This window comes from Enterobacter asburiae (genome assembly GCF_008080435.1).
In the GTDB taxonomy this organism is placed as follows: Bacteria; Pseudomonadota; Gammaproteobacteria; order Enterobacterales; family Enterobacteriaceae; genus Enterobacter; species Enterobacter asburiae_C.
Genome location: NZ_VRKN01000012.1, coordinates 40,140 through 56,387, shown reverse-complemented (window position 1 = coordinate 56,387; position 16,248 = coordinate 40,140). Strand labels below are relative to the sequence as shown.

Genomic DNA, 16,248 nt, shown 5'->3' with positions numbered 1-16,248 from the left:
TTTCGCCGTCCCGCTGAAGGAGTAGGCTTGCGCTCAGGTCATTACACCCCCCTCACCATCTGTCATGAGGTTTCATGATGAGTAAAGTCAAACAAGCAGATATCGATCGGCTGATCGTCCTGGTCGGCGGTCGCGAGAACATCGCCACCGTCAGCCATTGCATTACCCGCCTGCGCTTCGTGCTGAACGATCCGGCCAAAGCCAACCCGAAGGCCATTGAAGAACTTTCCATGGTTAAAGGCTGCTTCACCAACGCCGGGCAGTTCCAGGTCGTTATTGGTACCGAAGTGGGCGATTACTATCAGGCTCTGCTGGCGACAACCGGGCACTCTTCTGCCGATAAAGAGCAGGCAAAGAAGGCCGCGCGCCAGAACATGAAGTGGCACGAGCAGCTGATTTCCCACTTCGCGGAAATTTTCTTCCCGCTGCTGCCGGCGCTGATCAGCGGGGGCTTAATTTTAGGTTTCCGTAACGTCATCGGTGATGTGCCGATGAGTGACGGCAAAACCCTGGCGCAGATGTACCCGGCGCTGCAAAGCATCTACGATTTCCTGTGGCTGATTGGTGAAGCGATCTTCTTCTATCTGCCGGTTGGGATTTGCTGGTCCGCGGTGCGCAAAATGGGCGGCACGCCGATTCTCGGTATCGTGCTGGGCGTCACGCTGGTCTCTCCACAGTTAATGAACGCTTACTTACTTGGTCAGCAGGTGCCTGAGGTGTGGAACTTCGGCCTGTTTACCATCGCCAAAGTCGGTTACCAGGCGCAGGTTATTCCGGCCCTGCTGGCGGGTCTGGCGCTGGGCTTTATTGAAACGCGTTTAAAACGCATCGTGCCGGATTACCTCTATCTGGTGGTGGTGCCGGTCTGTTCGCTGATTATTGCCGTGTTCCTGGCACACGCTTTTATCGGTCCGTTTGGCCGCATGATTGGCGACGGCGTGGCCTTCGCGGTACGTCACCTGATGACCGGCAGCTTCGCGCCGATTGGTGCCGCGCTGTTTGGCTTCCTGTACGCCCCGCTGGTGATCACCGGCGTTCACCAGACCACGCTGGCTATCGACATGCAGATGATTCAAAGCCTCGGCGGCACGCCTGTCTGGCCGATTATCGCCCTGTCTAACATTGCGCAGGCGTCGGCGGTGACCGGCATCATCATCGTCAGCCGTAAACATAACGAGCGTGAGATCTCCGTTCCGGCAGCCATCTCTGCCTACCTCGGCGTCACCGAACCGGCGATGTACGGTATCAACCTGAAATACCGCTTCCCGATGCTCTGCGCGATGATCGGTTCCGGTCTGGCAGGCCTGGTGTGTGGTCTGAACGGCGTGATGGCAAACGGGATTGGCGTCGGTGGCCTGCCGGGCATCCTCTCCATCCAGCCGGCTTACTGGCAGGTGTTTGCCCTGGCGATGGCCATTGCGATTATCGTCCCAATGGCGCTCACCACCGTGGTGTACCAGCGCAAGTTCCGTCAGGGCTCGTTACAGATTGTTTAACTTCTTCTTTCGGGGCGCAGTTGCGCCCCTTCGCATTTGCAGGAACGCACTATGAATACCCTTCCTCACTGGTGGCAGAATGGCGTCATCTATCAGATTTACCCAAAGAGTTTCCAGGACACTACCGGCAGCGGCACCGGCGATCTGCGCGGCGTGACGCAGCGTCTGGACTACCTGAAAACCCTCGGCATTGACGCCATCTGGCTGACGCCGTTTTATATCTCCCCGCAGGTGGATAACGGTTACGACGTGGCGAATTACACCGCCATCGACCCGGCCTACGGCACGCTGGATGATTTCGACGAGCTGGTTGCCAGGGCGCACGCGCGCGGCATCCGCATTGTTCTGGACATGGTGTTTAACCACACCTCGACGCAGCACGCCTGGTTCCGCGAGTCGCTGAACAAAGAGAGCCCGTATCGTCAGTTTTATATCTGGTGCGACGGCACGCCGGAGCAGCTCCCCAACAACTGGCGCTCCAAGTTTGGCGGCAACGCCTGGCGCTGGCACGCCGAGAGCGAGCAGTATTACCTGCACCTCTTCGCGCCCGAGCAGGCGGATCTCAACTGGGAAAACCCGGCCGTGCGCGCCGAGCTGAAAAAGGTATGCGAGTTCTGGGCCGATCGCGGCGTGGACGGCTTGCGTCTGGACGTGATTAACCTGATTTCAAAAGATCAGGATTTCCCGGACGACAACACGGGTGACGGTCGCCGCTTCTACACAGACGGGCCGCGCATCCACGAATATCTGCAGGAGATGAGCCGCGACGTCTTCACCCCGCGCAACCTGATGACGGTGGGCGAGATGTCTTCGACCTCGCTGGAGAATTGCCAGCAGTATGCGTCGCTCGACGGAAGCGAACTGTCGATGACCTTTAACTTCCACCACCTGAAGGTAGACTATCCCGGCGGCGAAAAGTGGACGAAGGCCAAGCCGGACTTCGTGGCGCTGAAAACCCTCTTCCGCCACTGGCAGCAGGGCATGCACAACAAAGCGTGGAACGCGCTGTTCTGGTGTAATCACGACCAACCGCGCATTGTGTCGCGCTTTGGTGACGAAGGGGAACACCGCGTTCATGCCGCGAAGATGCTCGGCATGGTGCTGCACGGCATGCAGGGCACGCCGTATATCTATCAGGGCGAAGAGCTGGGGATGACCAACCCGCATTTCACACGCATCACCGATTACCGCGACGTGGAAAGCCTGAACATGTTCGCCGAACTGCGCGCCAACGGCCGCGAGCCGGATGAATTACTGGCGATTCTGGCGAGTAAGTCACGAGATAACGGACGGACCCCAATGCAGTGGGATGCGTCGCACAATGCGGGCTTTACTGAGGGCGAGCCGTGGATTGGCGTCTGCGACAACTACGAGACGGTGAACGCCCGCGCGGCGCTGAACGACCCGGATTCGGTGTTTTACACCTACCAGTCGCTTATCAGCCTGCGCAAAACCCTGCCAGTGCTGACGTGGGGCGATTATGAAGATCTCCTGCCGGAACATCCTTCTCTTTGGTGTTACCGTCGCCAGTGGCAGGGGCAGACGCTGATGGTGGTGGCGAACCTGAGCCACGAGCGCCAGCAGTGGCAGCCGGACCCGGTACAGGGAGCATGGCGGGTCGCACTCAGTAACTATGAGGACGTTTCCTCCCGCCCCGATACGCTGCTATTGCGCCCGTTTGAAGCTATCTGGTGGGTGCAGGAATAAACATCAGGAGATACAGCATGCTGTATCTCTTTTTTTTATGTTTAGCGATACGCTAAATGTACGACGATAACTTTTACATCGTGACCTGCCAAAAATAAAAATAGCCTGCCAATTAAATAACCTCGGCAGGATATTATGAAAAAGACAATTATTAAAGCAACATGTATTAGCGCACTATTATTGAGCACGCAGGGATGGTGCGGAAATACGTCCGTCGACCTTCGCTTTGGTCATAATACGCGTTCAGACGTAAATGATTCACGTATTAAAGTCATGCATCAGGTGAATAATGGTTTTTACTTCTCCGTTGAAGCCGCACAAAACCACAACGACACCTTTTTTGGTGATACCGACAGATATAATCCCGACGACAAAGGGGTAACAGAGGCAGCACAGGAGATCGAAACACGCTGGCGCTTCGATCTGGGAAATGGCTTCGCCGTTGCGCCGGGTATGGTGACTGTTTTCACTCCCAGCAACACGCATTACCGCCCTTTCATTCAGGGCTGGAAAGCGTTCGATAATGGGCTGAACCTCTCTGCCCGCTATCGTTATAACACCGTAAACGATGCGCACAGCGACAGAAAACTAGACGGCAGCGGCTACACCCGCCGTCAGTCACACCAGTTCGACATTTGGTTCGCGTATAACATTGGCAAATTCGGTATGTCCTACAACCCACGCTTCCGCTGGCAGGATAATGTCGATCAGGGAACCGGGGATGACACCTACTGGGAGCATACCGTGGCGTTCAACTACAAGCTCGACGACGGCTGGACACCATACGTCGAGCTGGTTTCACTGGATAAAACGTACATTACAGCTGATGGCAATCATGAAAATGATTATGCCGTACGTCTGGGGATAGTGAAGCAACTCTGACGGTCTGACTACACCGTATCGTGCTGCAGCAGCCTGCAGCCGATACGGTCCACGGCGCTTAACAGTTCTAGTTGTCCTTCCCGCTGATACAGCGATACCGCGTTAATGTCGATCAATAGCGGCCAGCTTAGCGTTGAGATCGACGCCAGCGTCGACCCCTGGCGGGTAATCGCAATAATCTTCAACCCTTTTCGCAGCGCGTTACGCGCCATATCAATCAGCGACTGCGTCTCCCCGGATTTACTGATCAACACCAGCGTCCCCTTCGATACCCGTGTCAGCTGATGCATATCATTCAGAATAAGGTGCGGCAGGCTCGCCAGCGATAAAAAGCGCGACAGGTAATTGAGGCTGGTGAGCGAAGCCCCTCGTGCGTAGAGGAAAACATGGCTGGAATGGATGAGCAGCCTGGACACTTCCGCCACAATATCGTCCGCCTGCGGCCCAGCGTCGGGGGCGGCAGGCGCAGGTGAAAAATGATCGCGCAAAAAACGATACCGAAGCTCGGTATAGCTTTTATAGCCCATTTTTTTACACACACGATTAACGGATGTTGTCGTTGTAAAGGTATCACGGGCAATCTCTTTTGCCGATATATTAGAAATATTACACGCATGATGCTGAATGTATTCAAATATCAAACGTTCACTTCCCTGGAATGAATTCATCTATTACGCCCTGTTTAATCCCGGCATGATATTAACACAACAGAAAAATAGTCTCTGGAAGGCGCTTCACACATTACATTTACGCGTATTACGATACGTAATTAGTATTAGCAAACATTAAAAACTGTTTTAGGTTCTCTTTATACTTCTCCTGTTTTCACATCCAGGGAATTATGACAATGACGAAACAAAAAGTTGTCGCGGTAACGGCCTGCCCGACAGGCATCGCACACACCTTTATGGCGGCAAATAAAATTATTGCATGGGCTAAAGAGCACAATATCGAAGTAAAGGTCGAAACGCAGGGCAGCGACGGCGTTAAAAACCGCTTAACGAAACAGGATATCGCTTCCGCCACGGCCATTATTCTGGCAACCGACGTTCCCATTCAGGATGCCGAGCGTTTTGAAAACATTCCCCACCTTCAGACCCGTACGCAAGAGCTGATCAAACATACCGATCGCTATCTGCGTCAGGCGCTGGCCATGGAAAAAAACGTCGCCCCTGTCGCATATGAAGATGATCTCCAGCGTTCGGCTTACCAGGTCTTTATCGGCCATATCATGGCGGCCATCAGCTATATGCTGCCGGTGGTGGTGATGGGCGGGCTGATGATGGCAACAGCCAAAATTACCGGTCAGTTTATTAACATCGAACATTCGCCGTTCAGCGTACTGGATAAAGTGGGCTTTATGACCATCAAGTTCATGTATCCGGTCTTCGCCATGTATCTGGCGTTTTCCATTGCCGGTAAACCGGCGCTGATCCCCGGGCTTATCGGCGGCATCATGTCAGACGACGTCTATAAGCGCTTCTTTGATATCGAAGGCTTTATGCCCTCCGGCTTTTTCGGTGCCATTGGCATTGGCTTTTTTGTGGGCTATCTGGTGCGCTGGCTGAATGATTCGATTCACGTCCGTCAGCAGCTCACCACCATTAAAACCATGCTGGTCGTCCCGCTGATCACCGGCATTACGCTGGTGATGGTCATGGAATACCTGATTAACCCGATTTTTGGCTCGCTTAACCAGCTGATGGTGGTCTTTTTTACCTCGGCAGGTGACACCGGGCGCGGGTTCTATTCCGCGATGATCGCCGCGGGCACCGCGTTCGACCTGGGCGGTCCGGTCAACAAGGCAGCGGGCTCGGTTGCGCTAGGTCTGAATGGCATGAGCGAGACGTTTGATTTAACCGCGCGTGAACTCTCCATCGTGATCCCCTCCATTGGCGTCGGCTTTGCCGCGTTCCTCAACGGCCGCTTTGGGCTACCGGACGTCTTCAGCCAGGAAGAGAAAACCGTTGGCAGCACCTCGTTATTACTGGGCGTTATCGGGATCTCGGAAGGCGCGATCCCGTTCATCCTGAAAAACCCACGCCTGATCCCGGTGTTCATGACCGGTGCCGTCGCCGGCGCGCTGGTCGCCATTGCCCTTGGCGTGAAGCAGACGCTGCCTCTGCCGGCCATCTGGGGATGGCCGCTGGCAACCAATGTGGCGGGCTACCTGGCGAGCGTCTTTATTGGCGCGCTGATTTGCGCCCTGGGCGTGCTGTATGTCAGCCCAAAGAGCGCCAGGTGAGGGAAGCGTCATGAATCAGATCCACGTCATTGCCCATACGCACTGGGACCAGGAGTGGTATTTCACCCGTCAGGACAGCATGGTGCTGGCGTCATATAACTTTGCAGACGTCATCGACACGCTGGAGCAGGACCCGGCTTATCGTTGCTATCACCTTGACGGGCAGATGGCGGTTGTGGAGGACTTTCTCGCCATCAATCCCGATTATCGCGCCAGGCTGGAAACGCTGGTCAGAGAGAAAAGGGTATTTGTGGGGCCGTGGTATACGCAGACGGACACCTACAACGTGCATGGCGAATCGATTATCCGCAACCTTAAATACGGCATCTTCGCCGCCCGGAGGCTGGGGCATGCCATGCAGGTCGGGTATCTTCCGGATACCTTCGGCCACAATGCCCAGATGCCCACGATTTTGCAGGGCTGCAATATCGACAATATCGTCTTCTGGCGCGGTATCGATCACGACAGGCACGCCAAAAGCAGTCAGTTCCTCTGGCGCGCGCCGTCAGGGGCGACCGTCATCGCCTGTGCGATGGCGCTCGGTTATGGCGCGGCTAAAAACATGCGTTCGGAAGCGTGCCATCTGCAGGGTAAAATCTACCCGATGGTCAATCTCTTGCGTTCACGGGCCGGTATCAACGATCTGCTCCTGCCCTGCGGCGGCGATCAGGTCAGCATCGACCCGACGCTGCCAAAAATCCTGCAGCTCGCCAGCGCACAGTCCCCGGATCAGGACCGTTACCTCATCAGTTCGCTGGAGCACTACGTCGACATTCTGCGCGCACAGCGTGAACAGTTTGAACTCTGGGAAGGGGAGCTGAAATCGCCGCGCTACACCCGCATTCATAAAACGATCGGCTCCGTGCGCTACGACATCAAAAAGAAAAATGATGAGATTGAGCAGTTCATCCTGCGACAGCTGGAGCCGACAATCGCAATGGCGCGTCATCAGGGGTTTCCGGTCAACCTCTCTGTAGTCGATACCCTCTGGAAAAAGCTGTTGCGAAACCATGCCCACGACTCCATCGGCGGCTGTAACAGTGATGCCACCAACCGCGACATTCTGCATCGGCTGGAACAAACCGAACATCTGTGCCACAGCCTGTGGAATCTGGTGGTGAAAACCCTGGCCGCCGCCTGCGTTCAGGAAGGCGACCTGCTGATTTTCAACCCGCTGGCCACCCCAACGCGACGCGTGGTTAACACCACCCTGTATAGCCGCGCTGAAAATATCGCGCTGACGTATCAGGGACGGCCAATCCCCTTCGACGTCCTGAAAAGGGACATATTGCCTGGCGGAACGGCGATCACCCTTACCGCCGAAGGTGAATGTGAAACGCCCCTTCCCCCTTATTTCCGCTGGCAGGTCGCTTTGCAAACCCCGGTTTTGCCGTCAGTCGGCTATCTTACCGTCAGTGTTGAAGCTAACCCTGCGCCGTTCCGGCAGCCTGAACAGATTAAGGGCGGTGAGATAGAGAATACGCATTATCAACTGACGCTGGATGCCGGAACGCTAACCCTGCAGGACAAACGCAGCGGCAGACGTATCCCCTATTTCTTTACCCTCGAAGACTGCGCGGACGCGGGCGACAGCTACGATTTCTCACCGCTTGCAGGCGACGCGCCGACGCGCTGTTCCCATTTCACACTCATCGACTGCCTGAAAACGCCGCTTGTCGAAAAGCTGGTCGTTGAGGCCACTTTGCTTCTTCCGCAGGATCTCGTCAGCCGTCAGGAAAATGCCCGAAAACCCTTATCCATTCGTCTGGTGTGCGAATTGCGCTATGACGATCCGAACCTGTATGTTGAGAGTTCTCTGGAAAACAGCCACTGCGATCACCGGCTACGTTTACTGATCGGCAGCGATATTCACACCCGTCACGCTATCGCCTCACAGCCCTTCGCAATAATCCAACGCGAAACGGGATATGACGGTGAAAACTGGCAGGAGCGCTATCGCGAGATGCCCGTGGATATCGAAACCAGCGAGGGAATTATTGCTGTCGCGGAAGCGGGCAAAGCGCTGGTGGTGAATAGCCGCGGCATGAAGGAATTTCAGATCATCGGCAGCGAACCGGCGGCTATTGCCCTGACGATGTTTAAAGCGACGGGCGTGCTCGGGCGCAGCGATCTCGATTGGCGACCGGGCCGGGCGTCCGGCATCAATAATACGGTGGTAGAGACCCCTGATGCCCAGTTGCTGAAACCGCTGTGCTTTTCATTCACCGTCGCGCTGGCCGACAACGCCGACCATCTCACGCTTCGCCAGCTGGAAAATCAGGTGGCCGGACAGCCCTTCACCTATCAACGGCAGACGCTGCATACGCTCGATCTCCGTCTTGAGCGCTTTTCATTGCGTCTCCCCGACCGTAGGCTGCCGGCAGAATTCTCGCTATTGGCCCTGGCGGAGCCACTCATCCTTTCCGCCCTGCCCCATGCTCAGCAGTTGCATGGCACCGTCGTACGCGTATTTAACGCCGGGACGCAGCCGGTTCCCGTCCCGGAAAGTCTGTCGCGGCTTCGTCAAATCAACTATCTGGAAGAGCCGGTGCAACCGGTAACGGTGCTCCCCCCATTCGCGACCTGCGATTTTTTGATGGAGACTTAATATGAACTTGCTTGCATTGACGCACCCCGATCTGGTGTTTATCAACCCGCCACACCGTACGCCTGAAGCGGTGATCCGCTGGCTCACCGAGCCGCTCGCCAGGCGAAAAGTCATCAACGATCGAGAGGCATTTATCCAGAGCGTTTTACAGCGTGAAAGTGAAGGTCCTACCGCGCTGGGTGAAGCACTCGCCGTCCCGCACGGTAAAACCGAGGCGGTGCAGCAGGCGGCATTTTGTCTGGCGCTCTTTGACGACCCGATAAGCTGGCCGGGGCTGGAAGGTGATGAAGAAGTGAGAATGGTTTTCCTGCTCGCCATCCCGCCTGCGGAAGCAGGCAGTACGCATATGCAGCTGCTGACGACGCTGACCAGCAAACTGACTGAAGATCGGGTGCGTGAGCAGCTACTGGCGGCGCGCACCCGGGAAGAGGCGATGTCCGCCCTGAGTGATGAAGAACCTCAAAAACAGGACGATGCCCCTGAACGCTCCCTTCTCATCCCGTTGGTACTGGGCAGTATCGCTACCGCAGCCTTTTTGCAGGCAGGATTGAGCTGGGTCTGCAGCGTGAGTTAAACGAGCAGCGCTCAGCACAGGCTATGCTGAGCGCTTGTTTTTGTTGAATAATTAATCAGATTTTTCTCTCACGCCTTTACAATCGCTGAAGCGCCCGTCGTTTGTACTCTCGTCTTTTTACTTTGTTCTGCATCAAATAAATCGCAAACATGTTTGATGCAAATCACTATATGTAGCACTTAAAATGCATGCCGACCCAACATATTGTATTTATCGTCTACTATTCCAACAACAAGACGGCGCTTACGCTGGCCGGAATTGTGGATAACACGAGCTGGGAACGCGGGAAGTCTTTGGCCTGGCGGGGAATACGCCCGGTGAATACTTCTCCACCTCTGTGGATAACCTGTTTTCAAAAAATGGAGTGATCATGACACCGCATGTGATGAAACGTGATGGCTGTAAAGTGCCGTTTAAATCAGAGCGCATCCAGGAAGCCATTCTGCGTGCAGCTAAAGCAGCGGGAGTCGATGACGCAGATTACTGCGCCACCGTCGCAGAAATCGTTAGCAGCCAGATGAATGAACGCAGCCAGGTCGATATCAATGAGATCCAGACCGCGGTTGAGAACCAGCTGATGGCAGGCCCCTACAAGCAACTGGCGCGCGCCTACATTGAGTATCGCCACGATCGCGACGTTCAGCGTGAGAAGCGCGGTCGTCTGAACCAGGAGATCCGTGGTCTGGTGGAGCAGACCAACTCTGCCCTGCTCAATGAAAACGCCAACAAAGACAGTAAAGTGATCCCGACCCAGCGTGACCTGCTGGCCGGTATCGTCGCCAAACACTATGCCCGTCAGCATCTGCTGCCTCGCGACGTGGTGTCTGCGCACGAGCGCGGTGAAATTCACTATCACGACCTCGACTATTCGCCGTTCTTCCCGATGTTCAACTGCATGCTGATCGACCTGAAAGGCATGCTGACCCACGGTTTTAAAATGGGTAACGCCGAGATTGAACCGCCTAAGTCGATCTCCACGGCCACCGCAGTGACCGCACAGATTATCGCGCAGGTGGCTAGCCACATTTATGGCGGCACCACGATTAACCGCATTGATGAAGTGCTGGCCCCGTTCGTGACGGCAAGCTTCAACAAGCACCGTAAAACGGCCGAAGAGTGGCAGATCCCGGACGCGGACGGCTACGCGCACTCCCGTACCGAGAAAGAGTGCTACGACGCCTTCCAGTCGCTGGAATATGAGGTGAACACGCTGCACACCGCCAACGGCCAGACGCCGTTTGTGACCTTCGGTTTTGGTCTCGGCACAAGCTGGGAATCGCGTCTGATCCAGCAGTCTATCCTGCGCAACCGTATTTCCGGCCTCGGTAAAAACCGTAAAACTGCGGTGTTCCCGAAACTGGTGTTCGCTATTCGCGACGGCCTGAACCACAAGTTTGGCGATCCAAACTACGACATCAAACAGCTGGCGCTGGAGTGCGCGAGCAAGCGCATGTACCCGGACATCCTGAACTACGATCAGGTCGTCAAAGTGACCGGTTCGTTTAAAACGCCTATGGGCTGCCGCAGCTTCCTCGGCGTGTACGAAGATGAAAACGGCGAGCAGATCCACGACGGACGCAACAACCTGGGCGTCATTAGCCTCAACCTGCCGCGCATCGCGCTGGAAGCGAAAGGCAATGAAGCTGAATTCTGGACACTGCTGGATGAACGTCTGCAGCTGGCGCGTAAGGCGCTGATGACCCGTATTGCGCGCCTTGAAGGGGTCAAAGCCCGCGTGGCGCCCATCCTCTATATGGAAGGGGCCTGCGGCGTGCGTCTGAAAGCAGATGATGACGTGTCTGAGATTTTCAAAAACGGTCGCGCGTCGATTTCGCTGGGCTACATCGGTATTCACGAGACCATCAACGCATTGGCTGGCGACACGCATATGTACGACAGCGACGCCCTGCGCGAAAAAGGTATCGCCATCGTTCAGCGCCTGCGCGACGCGGTAGACCAGTGGAAAGCGGAAACCGGCTACGGGTTTAGCCTCTACAGCACGCCGAGCGAGAACCTGTGCGACCGCTTCTGCCGCCTGGACACCGCCGAGTTCGGGATTGTAGAAGGCGTGACCGACAAAGGGTATTACACCAACAGCTTCCACCTCGACGTGGAGAAAAAGGTGAACCCGTACGACAAGATCGACTTTGAAGCGGCCTATCCGCCGATCGCCAGCGGCGGCTTCATCTGCTACGGCGAGTATCCGAACATTCAGCACAACCTGAAGGCGCTGGAAGACGTGTGGGATTACAGCTATCAGCACGTGCCGTATTACGGAACCAACACGCCAATCGACGAGTGCTACGAGTGCGGCTTTACCGGTGAGTTCGAATGTACGAGCAAAGGCTTTACCTGCCCGAAATGCGGCAACCACGACGCGGCTCGCGTCTCCGTGACCCGTCGCGTGTGCGGCTATCTCGGCAGCCCGGACGCGCGTCCGTTTAACGCCGGCAAGCAGGAAGAGGTGAAGCGCCGCGTGAAGCATCTGGGGAATGGGCAGATCGGGTAAGTTCTGCGCAGGGTTCTCCCCCTCACCCTACCCCTCTCCCTGTGGGAGAGGGCCGGGGTGAGGGCATCAGCGCGCACAAATTCTCTGGACATTTTCTATGCGATACCATCAATACTACCCCGTCGACATCGTCAACGGCCCCGGCACCCGCTGCACCCTGTTCGTCTCAGGCTGCGTGCACGAATGCCCCGGCTGCTACAACAAAAGCACCTGGCGCGTGAACTCCGGCATGCCGTTTACCGCTGAGATGGAAGACAAGATCGTCAACGACCTGAACGACACGCGCATTCAGCGTCAGGGGATCTCGCTCTCCGGCGGCGACCCCCTGCACCCGCAAAACGTGCCGGATATCCTGAAGCTGGTGAAGCGCATTCGGGCAGAGTGTACGGGAAAAGATATCTGGGTCTGGACAGGCTACAGGCTGGAAGAGCTGAACGCGCAGCAGATGGAAGTGGTGGATCTGATTAACGTCCTGGTCGACGGCAAGTTTGTGCAGGATTTAAAAGACCCGGCGCTGATTTGGCGCGGCAGCAGCAACCAGGTTGTGCATCATCTACGGTGAGCATTAGAGCCGTTTGTTTGCATCATGATAAACGGCTGCTTTCTCTCTCTTACCGATAGCGATAACAAATACCGTTACAACGTTGTCCTGAACCTGATAGACCAAACGATAACCCTGCGATCTGAGTTTTATTTTGTAGCAATCCGGTAGACCATGCAGGCGGGCCGATTCGACCCTGGGGTTCACCAACACGTCCGCTAGTTTCTTCTTAAACTGGTCTTTTACAGTCTCCCCCAGCTTGCTCCACTCCTTTAACGCCCTCGGGTCAAATGCCAGTTCATAAGTCATCCAGACTAACCTTAATTCCCTTTTGCGGATGAGCCAGCCGCTCCCGGACTGCCTGTATCAATTCATCTTCACTGTCGCTAATGGTGACCGTTTTCACGGGCATGCGTCCCGTCTCCGCGACGTACTGAAACAGTAATCGCACGGCTTCCGTTGGGGTGATATTAAGTTTTTCCAGCACGGCATAAGCCTCGTTTTTGAGTTTGTCATCCAGACGGACGTTCAGCGTGGCCATTATGCCTCCAGTAAAATCGAATGTGTAATGCAGTTTAGCATTACATTCGCATTACATCGAATTCTGGATAACGCCTCTCAAAACCGGCTCAAACTCTCCATTGCCACTGCCTTAAACTCGGCAAAATCTCCGCAGCTACAGAGCCGCGACATCGCCCGTTCACGCAGGAAGGTGACGAAGATATCGTAAATCGCCATCGCCTCTTCGTATTCGCTTTTGCTGATGGCGAGCAGGAAGATGACGTGCGCGGTTTCGTCGCCCCACTGGACGCCGTGCGGGGCGAGCACGGTGTAGACCACGGTTTTCTGCGCTAAGAGGCCGAGGGAGTGCGGCAGCGCGATGCCGTCGCCGAGCATGGTGCTGACGATGGCTTCACGCTCGATAACCGAATCCAGGAACTCCGCGCCGACAAAGCCCTCGCCTTCAAGCTGCTCGCACAGTTCACGGAACAGCGTTTGCTGGTCAATGGGCTTGTCGATAATGCGGAAATGGGCCGCGTCGAAATATTTATCCAGCATCCACGGCCGGGTACGGTCCACCAGCACCAGCTTGCCGATCTGCTCTAACTGATAGTCGGTCGGGAACGGGGCGATCGTCACCACCGGTTTCGACTTTTCACTCACGCGGGCGGTGGCGATCACAAAGTCTTCGCTAATCGTTTCCGCCAGCTCATACTCGCGCAGGGTGAGCGTGCGCGTGACCTCAATTTGTGGGTATTTACGCTGCAGCACCGCTTCAATCATGCGGACCATGGCATTACCGGCGTCGCATACCAGCATCACGCGCGGCTGGCGCTGGTAGCCGATGTTGTAGTGACGCTCCAGCCCGACGCCAATATGCAGCACCAGGAAGCCAATCTCGTTTTCGCTGATCACATACGGCGTGTATTTGCCCCAGCTCGATACTGCCGCCAGGGTCATATCCCACGCCATCGGGTAGTGCTGCTTGATGTTATCCAGCAGCGGGTTGGGGATCATGATTTGATACCGCACGCGGGTGATCATGGTTTTGATGTGCGTAAGCAGGTCCGCGTGCAGCTGCGCGTCGCTAAGCAGGTTGTAGTTATAGTGGGTGTTGATATAGCGCAGGATGTAGTTGACCAGCGCTTCGTCGTCATCCGCGTTAATGGCGCTCGGGGCAATCTCCTGAATCTGCCGCGCCGCAATGTGCACGCACAGCCAGCTCTCCTCCGAAGGTGAAAGCGCTTTGCCCGCCAGCTGCTGGATAGTGATGGCGATATCCTTCGCCGCCTCGCGCACGTTATCTTCCACGTCTTCGGCGTGGAATTCCGGCAGCGGATAGCCCTCGCTGATGCGCCGCACTGACACCGCACAGTACAGGCGCAGGAACAGCTCGCCTTCATCGGTCAGACGAATGTGATGACGCGTCAGCGCCTCGTGCAGCACGGGCACCATCTGCTCCGCCACGCCCGCATTCAGCGCCACGTCGGTCACCAGCGGGTTCAGGCTGTCCTGCTGCGCCAGCTCCCAGAGCAGATCGGTCAGACATGCGCGGGTCGACATCTCGCTGCCAAACAGCTTCATGCCGTGGCGCGGACGCGTTTCCAGCGTCAGGTGATAGCGGTGGAACCACTCGCGGACTTCCGCCATGTCGCTTTGCAGCGTGGCGCGGCTGACAAACCACTCGTCCGCCAGATCCTCGAGCTTAAGAGAAAATGCCGAGGTCAGAAAACGCACCACCAGATAATGCACGCGCTCCGGCCCGGTCCGGGGAATACGCAGCGCGCGCGGGTGGGATGCCTGTAGCTGCTGGTAGCGCACCACATCATTAATTTTGAGCTGATAGCCGTTGCCCCGGCTCAATATAAACTGCGCGCCGTGGCTTGCCAGCAGCGCGTTCAGGGCGGTGATATCGGCACGGACGGTTCGCGTGGAGACCGACAGCCGCTGCGCCAGCTCGTCCTGCGGCAGCGTCTCGTTTTGCAACAGATCAAAAAGTTGCGCTAAACGTTGGTTCGGAAATCGCACGGGGTTGTCCTCTTACAGCTTAAGGTGAAATGACCATCTGGGATGGGCTGCCGACCGGGGTATAGTCTGGCTCGAAGCTCAATTTCCCGTCCTTAGCCACGCGGAAACGGGTAATGTTATCGCTGCGCTGGTTCATGACGTACAGCCAGCGTCCCTGTTTATCGAGCGTCAGGGTGCGCGGATAATCACCCCGCGTCCACACGTCGTCCTGATGCGTCAGCGTGCCCTCCGCTGTTACGGTAAAGTGCCCGATGCTGTTATGCAAACGGTTAGCCACATACAGCTGTTTACCATCGGCGCTTAATGCGAGCCCGGCAGCAAAGCTGGTACCTTTGTAACCTTCCGGCAGGGCTGAAAGCGTTTTGCCCTCTTTTAAGGTGCCGTTGGCGTTCACGGTATAATGGGTGAGCGTAGACGCCTCTTCGTTAATCAGCCACAGGGCATCGCCTTTTGGCGTAAAGACAAAGTGGCGCGGCCCGGCGCCTTTTGAGGAGGCGCTGATAAACGGCGGATCGTTCGGCGTCAGCTTCCCTGTTTGATCGTCAAAACGGTACTGGTAGAGGCGATCCAGCCCCAGATCGGTGGAAAATACGTATTTCCCGCTCGGATCGGCGGCGATCATGTGCGCGTGGGGGCCGTTATGATCGCTGATGGCAAAGCTGCCCTCCGCAGCCGCTTCCGGCTTCGCCGCGCCCGGTTCACCTTGATCCTGATGGGTGTCCGTGGCCTCACCCAACCTGCCGTCTGCGTTGACAGGCAAAACGGCAATCGATCCGCTGACGTAGTTCGCCACCAGAAGATGGCGACCGTTCGGCGTCAGGGAAAGATACACCGGCCCCGCACCGCCGGAGGCCACCTGATTCAGCTCGCTCAGCGCACCGTTATCCCCCACCCGCAGAGCCTGCACCACGCCCTGCTCCACTTCGCTTGCCAGGTACAGCGTTTTGCCGTCGCGTGAGACGGCCAGCTGCGCGGCGTTCGGCAGCTTGCTCACCAGCGTTTTATTCGCCAGCGCGCCGCTTTGCGGGTCAACGGTAAAGCGGTACAGCCCTTCGCCGTTGGGGTTGTAGGTGCCCACCCAGGCGTATTGCGTCTGGCCGATAGCGGTGGTGGCGAACATTGAGAGTGAAGCAACAAGCAGGGTACGGGTGTGCATG

General features: G+C 56.3%; 13 protein-coding genes. 8 read left to right on the top strand and 5 right to left on the bottom strand.

The features are described from left to right. Positions 1–77: 77 nt before the first annotated feature. The 3 genes from treB (at position 78) to FU672_RS18945 (ending at position 4,085) form a co-directional block, all read left to right on the top strand. Positions 78–1,496, top strand: coding sequence for a PTS trehalose transporter subunit IIBC (treB, locus tag FU672_RS18955; protein WP_187360832.1), 1,419 nt, complete (start codon positions 78–80; stop codon positions 1,494–1,496). A 51-nt stretch (positions 1,497–1,547) separates the two neighbouring features. Next, positions 1,548–3,203 carry an alpha,alpha-phosphotrehalase gene (gene treC / locus FU672_RS18950; RefSeq protein ID WP_148244401.1) on the top strand — a complete coding sequence of 552 codons (1,656 nt, stop codon included), beginning with the start codon at positions 1,548–1,550 and terminating at the stop codon, positions 3,201–3,203. Positions 3,204–3,338: 135 nt separating this feature from the next. Next, on the top strand, positions 3,339–4,085 hold the full coding sequence (locus tag FU672_RS18945) for an oligogalacturonate-specific porin KdgM family protein (RefSeq protein ID WP_148244400.1): 747 nt from the start codon (positions 3,339–3,341) through the stop codon (positions 4,083–4,085). 8 nt (positions 4,086–4,093) lie between these two features. On the opposite strand, the gene FU672_RS18940 is transcribed toward FU672_RS18945, so the two are convergent. Then, positions 4,094–4,753, bottom strand: a complete 660-nt coding sequence (locus tag FU672_RS18940) for a MurR/RpiR family transcriptional regulator (RefSeq protein ID WP_148244399.1) — start codon at positions 4,751–4,753, stop codon at positions 4,094–4,096. 179 nt (positions 4,754–4,932) lie between these two features. On the opposite strand from FU672_RS18940, the gene FU672_RS18935 reads away from it, so the two are divergent. From FU672_RS18935 to nrdG, 5 genes are all read left to right on the top strand, one after another. After that, on the top strand, positions 4,933–6,330 hold the full coding sequence (locus tag FU672_RS18935; protein ID WP_148244398.1) for a PTS fructose transporter subunit IIC: 1,398 nt from the start codon (positions 4,933–4,935) through the stop codon (positions 6,328–6,330). A 10-nt stretch (positions 6,331–6,340) separates the two neighbouring features. Then, positions 6,341–8,938 carry a glycoside hydrolase family 38 N-terminal domain-containing protein gene (locus FU672_RS18930; RefSeq protein WP_148244397.1) on the top strand — a complete coding sequence of 866 codons (2,598 nt, stop codon included), beginning with the start codon at positions 6,341–6,343 and terminating at the stop codon, positions 8,936–8,938. 1 nt (position 8,939) lies between these two features. Beyond that, positions 8,940–9,512, top strand: coding sequence for a fructose PTS transporter subunit IIA (locus FU672_RS18925; protein WP_148244396.1), 573 nt, complete (start codon positions 8,940–8,942; stop codon positions 9,510–9,512). 370 nt (positions 9,513–9,882) lie between these two features. Then, the gene (nrdD, locus tag FU672_RS18920) at positions 9,883–12,021 is read left to right on the top strand and encodes an anaerobic ribonucleoside-triphosphate reductase (protein ID WP_148244395.1); all 2,139 of its coding nucleotides are present in this window, start codon (positions 9,883–9,885) and stop codon (positions 12,019–12,021) included. A gap of 97 nt (positions 12,022–12,118) precedes the next feature. Beyond that, positions 12,119–12,583 carry an anaerobic ribonucleoside-triphosphate reductase-activating protein gene (gene nrdG, locus FU672_RS18915; RefSeq protein ID WP_148244394.1) on the top strand — a complete coding sequence of 155 codons (465 nt, stop codon included), beginning with the start codon at positions 12,119–12,121 and terminating at the stop codon, positions 12,581–12,583. A 3-nt stretch (positions 12,584–12,586) separates the two neighbouring features. Here the strand turns inward: nrdG and FU672_RS18910 are convergent, their stop codons facing one another. From FU672_RS18910 to FU672_RS18895, 4 genes are all read right to left on the bottom strand, one after another. After that, positions 12,587–12,871: a type II toxin-antitoxin system RelE family toxin gene (locus FU672_RS18910; protein WP_120159597.1), complete on the bottom strand. Its 285-nt coding sequence runs from the start codon at positions 12,869–12,871 to the stop codon at positions 12,587–12,589. After that, positions 12,861–13,103 (bottom strand): type II toxin-antitoxin system RelB/DinJ family antitoxin, encoded by a 243-nt coding sequence (locus tag FU672_RS18905; RefSeq protein ID WP_148244393.1) that lies wholly within the window; start codon positions 13,101–13,103, stop codon positions 12,861–12,863. The genes FU672_RS18910 and FU672_RS18905 overlap by 11 nt, the downstream gene beginning before the upstream one ends. A 77-nt stretch (positions 13,104–13,180) precedes the next feature. After that, positions 13,181–15,091, bottom strand: a complete 1,911-nt coding sequence (locus FU672_RS18900; RefSeq protein WP_148244392.1) for a BglG family transcription antiterminator — start codon at positions 15,089–15,091, stop codon at positions 13,181–13,183. 19 nt (positions 15,092–15,110) lie between these two features. After that, positions 15,111–16,247, bottom strand: coding sequence for a lactonase family protein (locus FU672_RS18895; RefSeq protein ID WP_148244391.1), 1,137 nt, complete (start codon positions 16,245–16,247; stop codon positions 15,111–15,113). Between the last annotated feature and the right edge of the window lies 1 nt (position 16,248).

Coding starts and splice junctions, on each gene's coding strand:
- treB (WP_187360832.1), top strand. CDS start 78: ATGAGTAAAGTCAAACAAGCAGATATCGATCGGCTGATCGTCCTGGTC.
- treC (WP_148244401.1), top strand. CDS start 1,548: ATGAATACCCTTCCTCACTGGTGGCAGAATGGCGTCATCTATCAGATT.
- FU672_RS18945 (WP_148244400.1), top strand. CDS start 3,339: ATGAAAAAGACAATTATTAAAGCAACATGTATTAGCGCACTATTATTG.
- FU672_RS18940 (WP_148244399.1), bottom strand. CDS start 4,753: ATGAATTCATTCCAGGGAAGTGAACGTTTGATATTTGAATACATTCAG.
- FU672_RS18935 (WP_148244398.1), top strand. CDS start 4,933: ATGACGAAACAAAAAGTTGTCGCGGTAACGGCCTGCCCGACAGGCATC.
- FU672_RS18930 (WP_148244397.1), top strand. CDS start 6,341: ATGAATCAGATCCACGTCATTGCCCATACGCACTGGGACCAGGAGTGG.
- FU672_RS18925 (WP_148244396.1), top strand. CDS start 8,940: ATGAACTTGCTTGCATTGACGCACCCCGATCTGGTGTTTATCAACCCG.
- nrdD (WP_148244395.1), top strand. CDS start 9,883: ATGACACCGCATGTGATGAAACGTGATGGCTGTAAAGTGCCGTTTAAA.
- nrdG (WP_148244394.1), top strand. CDS start 12,119: ATGCGATACCATCAATACTACCCCGTCGACATCGTCAACGGCCCCGGC.
- FU672_RS18910 (WP_120159597.1), bottom strand. CDS start 12,871: ATGACTTATGAACTGGCATTTGACCCGAGGGCGTTAAAGGAGTGGAGC.
- FU672_RS18905 (WP_148244393.1), bottom strand. CDS start 13,103: ATGGCCACGCTGAACGTCCGTCTGGATGACAAACTCAAAAACGAGGCT.
- FU672_RS18895 (WP_148244391.1), bottom strand. CDS start 16,247: ATGCACACCCGTACCCTGCTTGTTGCTTCACTCTCAATGTTCGCCACC.